The sequence below is a fragment of the Mesorhizobium sp. M2A.F.Ca.ET.039.01.1.1 genome (assembly GCF_003998035.1).
Lineage (GTDB): Bacteria > Pseudomonadota > Alphaproteobacteria > Rhizobiales > Rhizobiaceae > Mesorhizobium.
Map to the genome: position 1 here is coordinate 1 of NZ_RZRY01000138.1, position 11946 is coordinate 11946.

Genomic DNA, 11946 nt, shown 5'->3' on the forward strand with positions numbered 1-11946 from the left:
CCGCCGTTCTGATCTAGAAAAGGGAACCATGTCAGACGCTTCCTTCCGCATCAGCCGCCGCGGCTTCCTCAATTTCACAGCCCTCGGCGCTGCTTCGGCTGCCCTATCCGCCTGCACCACGACCAGCGACCAAGGCCCAGCACCCATCCAGACGCCGCCGCCTCAGGCCCCTGTCGAGCCGCCGCTCGGCGACTATGAGACGATGTATGGCGCGATGTCGGACAATGGTTTTGACCTGCCGGCCATTCCGGTGAACAAGATCGATCACAGATTCCTGCGCCAGATCGTTCCCGATCCGACCGGGCAGCGCCCGGGCACCATCGTTGTCGATACCACCGGCCACTTCCTCTATCTGGTGCGCGAGGGCGGCCAGGCGATCCGCTACGGCGTCGGCCTCGGCCGCGCCGGCTTCGAATGGTCGGGCGACGCGGTCGTGCAGTGGAAGCAGAAATGGCCGAAATGGACGCCGCCGGACGAGATGGTCGCGCGCCAGCCGGAGCTGACGCAATACAGCGCCAAGAATGGCGGCATGCCCGGCGGACTGAAGAACCCGCTCGGCGCGCGTGCGCTTTATCTCTTCCAGGGCAACCAGGACACGCTCTACCGCCTGCACGGTTCGCCCGAATGGTGGTCGATCGGCAAGTCGGTGTCGTCGGGCTGCGTGCGCCTGATCAACCAGGACATCATCGACCTTTACGACCGTGTGCCCACGAAGACCCCGGTCGTCGTGACGGCCAATATCGGCGCGCCGGAAGAGGACATGCCGGATCGCCAGGCGATACCGATCGACAATGGCGTGCCGACGGGCTCGATCCTACTCGGCCCGGTGAAGCGGCTCACCAACGAGATTTTCTAACGACGTCGATCCATCAGCGGTGCTTGGCCAATATGGCGGCCGGCACCGCGGCCTGGCGCCGGGACGAAAATCGGTTATCAGCCCCGGGCCTCCAGCCAGACTGGACCAAACAAAACTTCCGCGACGGGATGTTCTAAGCGGGCCGGACTTCAGGCATTTTATGCCCGCAAGGAGTTTCGCCATGTACATCCCGCCCGCCTTCCGTGACGAAGACAAGGAAAGCCTCAAGGCGACGATCCGCGCCGCGCGGCTGGCGACGCTGGTCACCGCCACGGCGGAAGGGCCGCTGGCGACGCCGCTGCCGCTTTTCCTCGATGACAGCGAAGGCGAGCACGGCGTCATCTACGGGCATGTCGCGAAGGCAAACCCGCACTGGCGCGTGCCGGCCCTGGGCGACGGCCTGGCGATCTTCATGGGACCGGACGCCTATGTGACGCCGGCCTGGTACCAGACCAAGCAGGAGACCGGGAAGGTGGTGCCGACCTGGAACTATATCGCCGTCCACGCCCATGGGCCGATCGAATTCTTCGAGGACGCCGACCGGCTGCTCGAGGTGGTGACCCGCCTGACCAATTTGCATGAAGGCGAGCGCGCCGCCCCCTGGGCTGTGTCGGACGCGCCTGCGGATTTCATCCAGTCGCAGTTGAAGGGCATAGTCGGCCTGCGCATGCCGATCACGAAGCTCGAAGGCAAGCGCAAGATGAGCCAGAACCGCAACGCAGCCGATCGCGCCGGCGTGCTTGCCGGCCTGGCGGCGAGCGAGCGGCCGTCCGACCGCGAGGTCGCGCCGCTCATCCCGCTGTGAACCGCGCGACCGGCTTGGCCCGACGAACTGATCGGCTGATTGGTTAGCTTCGCAATGCCTGGCCGATGGCATCGCCGAGACGCTCGACGATCGCGTCGATGGCTGCGACATCGCAGATGAAGGGTGGCGCGAGCAGCACGTGGTCACCACTGGCTCCGTCGATCGTGCCGCCCATCGGGTAGACCAGAAGGCCGTTCGCCATGGCCGCCTTCTTGATGCGCGCATGCAGCTTCCGCTTCGGATCGAAAGGCTGCTTGGTGGAACGATCCTCCACCAGCTCGATGCCCATGAACAGGCCGCGCCCGCGAATGTCGCCGATATGGGGATGGTTGCCGAAGCGCTCACCGAGCCTGCACGCCAGATGCGCACCCATCGTCTTCACATTGTCGAGCAGCCTGTCGCGGGCAATGACGTCCTGAACGGCGAGCGCCGCGGCGCAGGCCATCGGATGGCAGATATAGGTGTGGCCGTGCTGAAAGAGGCCTGAACCATTCGCGAAGGCGTCGAAGATCTTGCGGCTGAGCAGCACCGCGCCGATCGGCTGATAGCCGCCGCCAAGCCCCTTGGCGATTGTCATCAGGTCGGGAGCGACGCCATCCTGCTCGCACGCGTGCAGCGTGCCGGTGCGGCCCATGCCGCACATCACCTCGTCGAGGATCAGGAGGACGCCGTAACGGTCGCAGATCTCACGGATGCGTCGGAAATAATCCGCCACCGGTGGCACCGCGCCCGCTGTCGCCCCGACCACCGTCTCGGCGACGAAGGCCATGACCGTCTCCGGTCCGAGCTCGATGAGCTTGTTCTCCAGCGCCTGCGCAGCGCGAGCGGCATAGTCCTGGTCGGTCTCGCCGGTCTCCTGGAAGCGGTAGGCGAAGCAGGGATCGATGTGGTGCGTCTCGATGAGCAGCGGCCGGAACTGGGCGCGGCGCCACTCGTTGCCGCCGGTCGCCAGCGCGCCAAGCGTGTTGCCGTGGTAGCTCTGCTTGCGCGCGATGATGTTGCGGCGCTGCGGTTGTCCGATCTCGACGAAATATTGCCGCGCCATCTTGAGCGCCGCTTCGACCGCTTCCGAGCCGCCAGAAACGAAATAGGCATGACTGATGCCGGCCGGCGCGTCGGCAACGAGCCGGTCGGCAAGCGCTTCGGCAACATCGCTGGTGAAGAAGCTGGTGTGGGCATAGGCGAGCGTGTCGGCCTGCCGGTGCATGGCGGCGATAACATCGGGATGGCCGTGGCCGAGGCAGGATACCGCTGCTCCGCCCGACGCGTCGATATAGGCGCGCCCATTGCTGTCGAAGAGCTCGATGCCCTTACCGCCGCTGGCGACCGGCAGCACGGCGTTAATCTGGCGATGCAGGATATGGGTCATGATTTCCTCCGGCCGCGCGGCGGCAAGATGTGGATGTCGAGTTGCGACAGCTGGTCCTCGGTGCGGCGGATGGCGGCCAGCGCCTTGTCCCCGCCTTTGCCGGCGACCAGGGCCACGAGGATCTCGCCGACGACGAAGGCCGGCGCCATGGCATGGAAGAAGGACGGGCTTTCCGTCGGCACCAGCACCGACAGGGCTGCGAGGCCGACGAGCGGCGACACGGCGCTATCGGTCAGCGCGATCACCGGCACGCCATCCGCCGCGGCGCGGCGGGCAAGATCGACGGTCAGCCTGGTATAGGGCGCGACGCTGACCACGAACAGGATGTCTTGTGAGGTCGCGAGGCGGATGGCGTCGGTGCCAGTTCCCGAGGCACCGTCCAGCATTACCGCCTTCTCGCCGAGGAAGGACATGACGTAGTAAAAATGCGCAACGACCGGATGGCTGGAGCGCAGGCCGAGGCAGAATATTCGGCGTGCTGTGTAGAGCCGCTCGGCCGCCGTGGCTAGCGCGTCGAGCTGTTCGGGCTCGCCAAGCCCTGCGATCTGCTCCGCCAGCGACCGCACCATCTCGCCGGCCAACGCCCGGTCGCCAACCTCCTGCTGGTGCGCTAGCTGAGTGTTCGCCTTGCCGGCGAAGCCGAGTTCGCCCTGCCGCATGGCATTGGCATAAAGCGAACGCAGCGACTCGTAGCCTTCGAAGCCCAGCCGCTTGGCGAGACGCACCATCGTCCAGGGCTGCAGGCCGGCGCGGCGCGCCTGCTCGCGCATCGACAACAACGCGACGTCCTCGGGATTGTCCAGAAGATAGCGGGCAGCGTCCTGCAACTGCGAGGGCAGACTGTCGAAGGCCTCGACAATGGCATCGGTAAGCGGCGCGCGGATCATGCCACGACGATAGACGCGAACGCATGATCATGCAATACATGTTGCATAAATTATCACTATGCAACAAATGGAGCAGTCGATGCCGAACCAAAATCGCGTCGTCATCGCAGTAGCGCCAAATGGCGGCCGGCGCACCAAAGCCGATCACCCGGCCTTGCCGATCACCCCAGATGAGTTGGCTGATGTGGCCGCCGCCTCGCTCGAGGCCGGCGCCGCCATGATCCATGTCCATGTCCGCGACCGCGACGGACGCCATCTGCTCGACGCCGATGCCTATCGGGCCGCGACCGCGGCGATCAGGGCCAGCGTCGGCGACAGGCTCGTTCTCCAGATCACCAGCGAGGCGCTGGGCCTCTATCGGCCCGAAGAGCAGATGCGGGTGGTGCTGGAAACGCAGCCAGAGGCGGTTTCGCTTGCCTTGCGCGAACTCGTGCCCGACCCAACACATGAAGCGACCTTCGCCTCGTTTCTCGAAACGCTGCGCGTGGAAAAAGTCACGCCGCAGATCATCCTTTATACGCCCGAGGAGGCGAGCTATTTCGCGGCGCTGGCGGGTCGCGGCCTGATCCCCTTCGACAATCTGCCGGTTCTCTATGTCCTCGGCCGCTACACGTTCGGGCAGACGTCGCAGCCCGCCGACCTGCTCCCCTTCCTGGCGCCCGGCATCCCCGCGGCGAGGCGTTGGATGGTCTGTGCCTTCGGCGACCAGGAAGCGGCCTGCGTGACGGCCGCTGCTCTGCTCGGCGGACATGCACGCGTTGGTTTCGAGAACAATCTTTTTCTCCCTGACGGGACGCTGGCTTCCGGAAACCAGGATCTCGTCGTGGCCACAAGGCTGGCAGTCGAAGCCTGCGGGCTCACGCTCGCCGACGCGGACGCGTTGCGAAGCCAGTGGTCGGATGCCTAATGCGTCGGCATTGTGCAAATATGAAGTGCATTTTATATTAGCATGCATTTTTGATTTGCGCCTCCAGATCGACGGTGTTACGCTTGCTGAGCAATCCAACAAAAAGGGGAACCCGAAAATGAAGTTCGCACTCGCAAGCCTCACCGCCGCCGCGGCCGTCGCGGCAACGCTCGCTTTCGGCCAACCGGCCTTCGCCGACGACCTGATCGTGGCGACCGACACCGCCTTCGTTCCGTTTGAGTTCAAGGAAGGCGACAAATATGTCGGCTTCGACATCGACCTGTGGGCCGCGATCGCCAAGGATATCGGCGTGACCTACACACTTCAGCCGATGGACTTCAACGGCATCATCCCGGCACTGCAGACCAAGCAGGTCGATGTCGGCCTGGCCGGCATCACCATCAAGGACGAGCGCAAGAAGGTCATCGACTTCTCTGACGGCTATTACGACAGCGGCTTCCTTCTGATGGTGCCGGTCGACAGCACGATCAAGGGTCCGGACGATCTCGTCGGCAAGACGCTTGCCGTGAAGACCGGCACGTCGGCGACCGACTATGCCAAGGAGCATTTCAAGGGCACGGAGCTGCGCCTGTTCCCGAACAGCGACAACGCCTATCTCGAGGTCGCGACCGGCCGCGCCGACGCCGCCATGCACGACACCCCGAACGTACTCTACTACATCAAGACCAACGGCCAGGGGAAAGTGAAGACCGTCGGCCCGCAGATGATGGCTCAGCAATATGGCATTGCCTTCCCGAAGGGCAGCCCGCTCGTCGCCAAGGTGAATGCTTCGATCGCCAAGCTGAAGGGCGACGGCACCTACGAGGCCATCTACAAGAAGTGGTTCGGCACCGAGCCCCCGAAGAGCTGATCCACCGGTTTCCCGTTGGATCTCCTGGCGCGCCGGCATGGCCGGCGTGCCTTCCCTGAAGGATGGCCATCATGGATTTCGACTGGTCCGTCATCTGGCAGGCCCTGCCCGAGCTGTTTAAAGGCGCCCGCCTCACCGTGCTGATCGCGCTCGCCGGTCTCGCCGGCGGCCTTGTCATCGGCTTCGCTGCCGGGTTGGCGCGCGCTTATGGCAACATCGTGCTCAACGCCATCGCCATGGTCTATGTCGAGATCATTCGCGGCACGCCGATCATCGTGCAGGTGATGTTCATCTATTTCGCGCTGCCGATCCTGGCGGATGTCCGCATCAATCCGCTGGCGGCGGCGATCATGGCGATCATCATCAATGCGGGCGCCTATATCGCCGAGATCGTGCGCGGCGCCTTCCTTTCCGTCCATCGCGGCTTACGCGAGGCCGGCCTGGCGCTCGGCCTGCCGTTCTGGAAAGTGCTTTTCTACATCATCGGCCCGCTTGCCTTCCGCCGCATGATTCCGGCGCTCGGCAACCAGTTCATCGTCAGTCTGAAGGATACCTCTCTGTTCATCGTCATCGGCGTCGGCGAGCTCACCCGGCAAGGCCAGGAAATCATGGCGGCCAACTTCCGCGCCGTCGAGATCTGGTCGGCCGTGGCAATGTTCTACCTGATCATGACCGGCACGCTTACACTCATCCTGCGGCTGACCGAAAAGAGGATGCGCATCCTGTGAGCATCGTGGCGTTCAACAAAGTCACCAAGCGCTTCGGCCAGGTCACCATCCTCGATCAGGTCGATCTCTCGATCAAGGCCGGCGAGAAGGTCGTCCTGATCGGCCCCTCCGGCTCCGGCAAATCGACGCTTCTTCGCTGCATCAACGCGCTGGAGGAGATCAATGGCGGCGACCTCGTCGTTGACGGCATCAGCGTCAAATCCGGCGGCCGCAAGGTCCGCCTGATCCGCCAGGAAGCCGGCATGGTCTTCCAGCAGTTCAACCTGTTTCCGCAGATGACGGCGCTGGAAAACGTCGCCTTCGGCCCGCTCCGCGTGCGCGGCGAGACGCGGCAGGAGGCACGCAAGCAGGCGCTGGAAATGCTCGCCAAGGTCGGCCTTGCCGACCGGGCGCATCACTATCCGAGCGAGCTTTCGGGCGGCCAGCAGCAGCGCGTCGCCATTGCGCGTGCGCTTGCCGTCAAACCGAAGCTGATGCTGTTCGACGAGCCGACCTCGGCGCTCGATCCCGAACTCAGGCACGAAGTGCTACGCGTGATGCAGGCGCTGGCCGAGGAAGGCATGACGATGATCGTTGTCACCCATGAGATGGCCTTTGCCCGCAAGGTCGGGACCAGGCTGATCTTCATGGAAGGCGGAAAGATCGCTGTTGACGGAGAACCGCGGGAGCTGCTTGCAAACCCGCAAAATCCTCGCTTGAAAGAGTTTCTGCAGCATGTCGCATGACGCCGGCCGCCGGCTTTCCTTCATCGATGTCTCGGGGTCGCCCTACGACGTCGGGGCTGCTCTCGGGCACTTCGGCCGAGCGGCGCTCAACGACCATTTCCAGACGTCCGCCGCATGGCGCGAGCTAAACGCTCGGCGCGCCGATCCACGCATCGGCATGATGGCGACGATCGTGCGGGAGCGGTTCCCCCGATACTGGGCCGAGCTGCAGGGCCTCGCCGCCGGACTTGAATTGGCTTTCGACGACGTCTTCCTGTGGAACTGCCGCGGTGACATCTGGGCAATGGCGCCGGATGGCTGCACGACGGTGCAGCTACCGGGGTCCCCGCATGTCATCGGCCACAACGAGGACGGCGACCCGGATTTCGCCGGCCATTGCGCGCTGGCCCATGTGACGTCCGGAGGCGGCAATCAATTCACCGCCTTCGTCTATCCCGGCTCGCTGCCCGGCCACACATTCGCTGCCACGTCGGCGGGGCTCGTGCTGACGGTCAACAACACCAGGCCGCTGGCCGGCGGCGCCGGGGCGCCGCGCATGGTGCTGGCGCGCGCCGTGCTCGACGCACCGGACCTTGACGCGGCGCTGACCCTGCTCAACTCGGTGGCCCGCGCCGGCGCCTTTCACCTGACCCTGGCGCAGGCCGGCGACGAGCGGCTGCTCAGCGTCGAGTTCACCGCGCAGGCCCTGTCGGTTGATCGCCTCGTATCGGCGCGTGTCCACTCGAACCACTTGATCCATGCCGACACCGGGCGCATGTCGCAGATCGTCACCGGTTCGTCCGGCGTACGCCAGCGACGCGGCGAAGCGCTGCTGGAACAGACGCCTCAGCCCGAGCCGCAACGCCGTGCGCTCGGCATCTTGTGGGACGCGGCCGACCCGGAGCTGCCGATCTACCGCACGGACCCGGCCGACAGCGATGTCGAGAACACGCTTGCCAGCGCCGTCTTCCGCGTCGGGGCTGACAACGTCGAGTGGGCTGTCTACGATGCGGCATACGAAGCAGCGCGCTTCGACATTCGGGATGGGCTGGTCCCTGTCACGGGGTGAACGGGAAACGATGCCAGACGAAGCCGTCGCGGAGCCGCCGCGCACCATCGAGGAGCTGAGGACGTTGGCGCTCTCGGTCGGCCGAGACGAAGCAGGCTTTTCCCTCGGCTCCAAGGCGCATGACGTCTTCGCCAAGCTGGTGGAGGCGCCTGAGCAGTCGGCCGTCCGCACCATCTCGGAGCTCGCCGATCAGTTCGGCATCAATCCGTCGACGCTGACCAGGCTGGCGAAGCGTCTCGGCTTTGAGGGTTTCAGCGATTTCCAGGCCGTCTTCCGCAAGGCGATCGCCGACGACCAGCAATATTTCTACAGTCGCCAGGCCGGAAGGCTGATGACGACGCCGTCGGCGGGCGGCGCCGAGGTCGAAGTCTTCGAGCGGCTGGCGCGCGAAACGGCGACGAATGTCGACGGCTTCCTCGGCCAGTTGGACAGCGCTTCGTTGAAGGGCGCGACCGCGCTGCTGGCCGGCGCACGCCGCGTGCGCGTGCACGGCGTCCGCCAGTTCCATTCGCTTGCGAGCTTCCTCACCTATTGCCTGGGCATGGTACGCTCGGACGTGGCTCTGCTCGATGCGCCTCGGCTCGGCGTCGCCGAGGCGCTATCGCAGCTCGAGCCGGGCGACGTCGTCATCACGGCCAGTTGCGCGCCCTATACGCGCAGCGTCGCCGAGGTTGGCCGCATTGCTGCGGCAAACGGCCAGAAGGTGATCGCGATCACCGACTCCCGATCCTCGCCACTTGTTCCCCCAGCCCAGCATGCGTTTTTCATCCCGCATGCCAGCAGCTTCTATTCGAACAGCATGGGCGCCTATGTCGTGTTTTGCGAAGCGCTGCTCAACCTCGTCGCCCGCGAGCTTGGCGACAAGGCGCTGAGCTCGCTGGCCGGACGCGAGCGGCTGATCGCCGAGATGAACATCGAGGTCGGCTGAAAACACCCGCCAACTGACAATGAGACGGTGCCTACCGCCCTCGCGAGAGGCTCCCCAGGATGCCACGCACGATGGCGCGGCCGACGGAGGAGCCGACCGAGCGCACCACCGACTTGATGGCGGCTTCGGCCACCGTCTGGCGGTTGGAGGACCGCCGGTTGCCGGTTCCGAGCACATCGTCGAATCCGGGAATGGTCCAGCGCGAGCCGCCGCTGTTCTGCTGCTGTGCCTGCGCCTCGGCGTCCTGCGCCTCCTTGGTCTTCTTCTGCAGGATCTCGAAGGCCGATTCGCGATCGACGACCTGATCGTACTGGCCGGCGACCGGGCTCTCGGCGATGATCTTGCGACGCTCGTCCGTCGTGATCGGGCCGAGCCGCGATGACGGCGGCCGGATCAACGTGCGCTGGACCATGGCCGGCACGCCCTTGTCCTCAAGCATCGAGACCAGCGCCTCGCCGGTGGCGAGCTGGGTGATGGCGGTGGCGCAATCGAAATCGGGATTGGGGCGAAAGGTCTCGGCCGCGGTGCGCACCGCCTGCTGCTCGCGCGGCGTGTAGGCGCGCAGCGCGTGCTGGACGCGGTTGCCGAGCTGAGCCAGCACCTTTTCCGGGATATCGAGCGGGTTCTGGGTGACGAAGTAGACGCCGACGCCCTTGGAGCGGATGAGCCGCACCACCTGCTCGACGCGATCGATGAGCACCTTCGGCGCGTCCTCGAACAGAAGATGCGCCTCGTCGAAGAAGAAGACCAGCTTCGGCTGGTCGAGATCGCCGACCTCGGGCAGTTCCTCGAACAGCTCGGACATCAGCCAGAGCAGGAAGGTGGCGTAGAGCCTGGGATTCATCATCAGCTTGTCGGCGGCGAGCACGCTGATCGCGCCGCGGCCATCGCGCGTGGTGCGCATGATGTCGGCGATGCGCAGCGCCGGCTCGCCGAAGAAGTTGGCGGCGCCCTGCTGTTCCAGCACCAGGAGCGTGCGCTGGATGGCGCCGACAGAAGGCTTGGTGACATTGCCGTAGCGCGCGCTGAGCTCGTCGGCGCGCTCGGCGATGTTGGCGAGCAACGCCTGCAGGTCCTTGAGGTCGAGCAGCAGCAGGCCTTCCTCGTCGGCGATGCGGAAGGCGATGTTCATGACACCTTCCTGCGCCTCGGTGAGGTTCATCAGCCGCGAGAGCAGCAACGGCCCCATCTCGGAGATGGTGGCGCGGATCGGATGGCCCTGCTCGCCGAACAGATCCCAGAAGATGACCGGGAATTCCTGGAACTGGTAGGGATCGAGCTTCACCTCGCCGGCGCGCTTGACCAGGAAATCCTTGGCCTCGCCCATCATGGATATGCCGGAAAGGTCGCCCTTGATGTCGGCGCAGAACACCGGCACGCCGGCATTCGAAAAACCCTCGGCCAGTATCTGCAGGCTGACCGTCTTGCCGGTGCCGGTGGCGCCTGTGACGAGGCCGTGGCGGTTGCCGTAGCGCAGCAGCAGCTCTTCGGCGCGCTGATAGGAATCGTCGGGCTTGCGGCTGGCGCCGATGAAGATGCTGGTCTCGTCAACCATGTCCGGTCTCCGCAATCTGTTCCGCTCAAAGGGCCTCACCCGGAGGTATAGTAACGCGCGTCGCATGCGGCAATGGCCAGTATCGATTTGGGAGCGGCCCGGAATCTGGCCATTGGCGCTTGCGGATTTTGCGCATGTTTGGCAATCGATTGGCTGGCCGCGGGAAAACCCGGGCGGATAACGCATTGTGATATCCGGTTCCCGACCTTAGATTGGCTGGACCCGGCTGATGCGGCCGAGAAGCGAGGAGAGCGATGGGCGCCGGCGCCATGACCAGGGATGTCGACCTTCCGAACCCGGATGCCAAGCGTTGGCAGGCGCTGGCGGAGAAGGCCCTTGCCGGCGGTTCCTTCGAGGAAAAGCTCGTTTCCCGTACCGATGACGGCATCCGCATCGAGCCGCTCAGCCAGCGCTCGACGGCCGCCGATCCATGGCCGCGCACAAACCCGGCGACGCCCTGGATCGTCAGCCAGCGCGTCGACGACCCGGACATCGCCCGGGCCAGCGCGCAAGCCCTGGAAGACATCGCCCATGGCGCCACCGGCCTGTCGCTTGTCTTCGAGGGCGCGCCGAATGCCTTCGGCTACGGCCTGCCGCGCACCGCGGAAGCGTTGGAAAGGGTGCTCGACGGCGTGCCGCTCAACCGCGTGCAGGTGCGCATCGACGCCCATCCCTGGAGCCGCGCCGTGGCCGACTGGCTGCTCGCCTTCCTGAGCAAACGCCGCTCCGATCCGACCAAGCTAAACCTGTCCTTCGGTATCGACCCAGCGGCGATCTTCGCCGGCACCGGACGGCTGCGCACCTCGATCGAGGCGCTGCAGGAATCGATGCCGCAGTCGCTGGCGCATTTCTTCTCGATGGGCGTGCCGGGCGTGCTGCTGGAGGCCGACGGCCGCGTCTTCCACAATGCCGGCGCCACCGAGGCGCAGGAGCTCGGCACGATGATGGCCTCGGTCGTGTCCTATCTCAGGATGTTCGAGAAGGCGCGCCAGCCGCTGGTCTATGCGGCACCGTATATCGGCTTCGCGCTCAGCGTCGACCAGGACCAGTTCCTGTCGATGGCCAAGGTGCGGGCGTTACGCAAGCTGTGGGCGCGCATCCAGGAAGCCTGCTCGATCCCGGCCTCGACCGCCAGCATCCATGCCGAGACCTCCTACCGCATGATGACGATGGCCGACCCGGAGACCAATATCCTGCGCACGGCGATCGCGGCCTTCGCGGCGGCAACCGGCGGCGCCGATTCGATCTCGATCCTGCCGCACACGAT

12 protein-coding genes are annotated in these 11946 nt (G+C 65.2%); 9 read left to right on the top strand and 3 right to left on the bottom strand.

Going from position 1 to position 11946, the window contains the following annotated elements; all coding sequences use genetic code 11:
- Positions 1-28: 28 nt before the first annotated feature.
- Together EOA24_RS13385 and EOA24_RS13390 are read left to right on the top strand one after the other, a co-directional pair.
- Positions 29-856 (top strand): L,D-transpeptidase, encoded by an 828-nt coding sequence (locus tag EOA24_RS13385; RefSeq protein ID WP_126078385.1) that lies wholly within the window; start codon positions 29-31, stop codon positions 854-856.
- Between the two features lie 181 nt (positions 857-1037).
- A complete protein-coding gene (locus tag EOA24_RS13390) occupies positions 1038-1661 on the top strand; it encodes an FMN-binding negative transcriptional regulator (protein WP_126078386.1) in 624 nt (207 codons plus the stop codon).
- A gap of 43 nt (positions 1662-1704) precedes the next feature.
- Here EOA24_RS13390 and EOA24_RS13395 read toward each other — a convergent pair whose 3' ends face one another.
- Positions 1705-3030: an aspartate aminotransferase family protein gene (locus tag EOA24_RS13395; RefSeq protein WP_126078387.1), complete on the bottom strand. Its 1326-nt coding sequence runs from the start codon at positions 3028-3030 to the stop codon at positions 1705-1707.
- Positions 3027-3917 carry a MurR/RpiR family transcriptional regulator gene (locus tag EOA24_RS13400; protein ID WP_126078388.1) on the bottom strand — a complete coding sequence of 297 codons (891 nt, stop codon included), beginning with the start codon at positions 3915-3917 and terminating at the stop codon, positions 3027-3029. Before EOA24_RS13400 ends, EOA24_RS13395 begins: the two co-directional genes overlap by 4 nt.
- Before the next feature lie 79 nt (positions 3918-3996).
- Here EOA24_RS13400 and EOA24_RS13405 point away from each other — a divergent pair, with 79 nt between their 5' ends.
- The 6 genes from EOA24_RS13405 to EOA24_RS13430 all read left to right on the top strand — a co-directional run bounded on the left by EOA24_RS13405 (position 3997) and on the right by EOA24_RS13430 (position 9124).
- Entirely contained in the window at positions 3997-4824 is an 828-nt protein-coding gene (locus tag EOA24_RS13405) for a 3-keto-5-aminohexanoate cleavage protein (RefSeq protein ID WP_126078389.1), read from the top strand.
- A 118-nt stretch (positions 4825-4942) separates the two neighbouring features.
- Positions 4943-5695, top strand: a complete 753-nt coding sequence (glnH, locus tag EOA24_RS13410) for a glutamine ABC transporter substrate-binding protein GlnH (protein ID WP_126078390.1) — start codon at positions 4943-4945, stop codon at positions 5693-5695.
- A 71-nt stretch (positions 5696-5766) separates the two neighbouring features.
- Positions 5767-6423 carry a glutamine ABC transporter permease GlnP gene (gene glnP / locus EOA24_RS13415; protein ID WP_126078391.1) on the top strand — a complete coding sequence of 219 codons (657 nt, stop codon included), beginning with the start codon at positions 5767-5769 and terminating at the stop codon, positions 6421-6423.
- Positions 6420-7148 (top strand): glutamine ABC transporter ATP-binding protein GlnQ, encoded by a 729-nt coding sequence (gene glnQ, locus EOA24_RS13420; protein WP_126078392.1) that lies wholly within the window; start codon positions 6420-6422, stop codon positions 7146-7148. Before glnP ends, glnQ begins: the two co-directional genes overlap by 4 nt.
- Positions 7138-8196: a C45 family peptidase gene (locus tag EOA24_RS13425; RefSeq protein ID WP_126078393.1), complete on the top strand. Its 1059-nt coding sequence runs from the start codon at positions 7138-7140 to the stop codon at positions 8194-8196. Before glnQ ends, EOA24_RS13425 begins: the two co-directional genes overlap by 11 nt.
- A gap of 10 nt (positions 8197-8206) precedes the next feature.
- Positions 8207-9124 carry a MurR/RpiR family transcriptional regulator gene (locus tag EOA24_RS13430; RefSeq protein WP_189343193.1) on the top strand — a complete coding sequence of 306 codons (918 nt, stop codon included), beginning with the start codon at positions 8207-8209 and terminating at the stop codon, positions 9122-9124.
- A 31-nt stretch (positions 9125-9155) separates the two neighbouring features.
- On the opposite strand, the gene EOA24_RS13435 is transcribed toward EOA24_RS13430, so the two are convergent.
- Positions 9156-10679 carry a helicase HerA-like C-terminal domain-containing protein gene (locus EOA24_RS13435; protein WP_126078395.1) on the bottom strand — a complete coding sequence of 508 codons (1524 nt, stop codon included), beginning with the start codon at positions 10677-10679 and terminating at the stop codon, positions 9156-9158.
- A gap of 254 nt (positions 10680-10933) precedes the next feature.
- Here EOA24_RS13435 and EOA24_RS13440 point away from each other — a divergent pair.
- Positions 10934-11946: methylmalonyl-CoA mutase family protein (locus EOA24_RS13440; protein ID WP_127409855.1), on the top strand; the 1013-nt coding region annotated here is incomplete at its 3' end.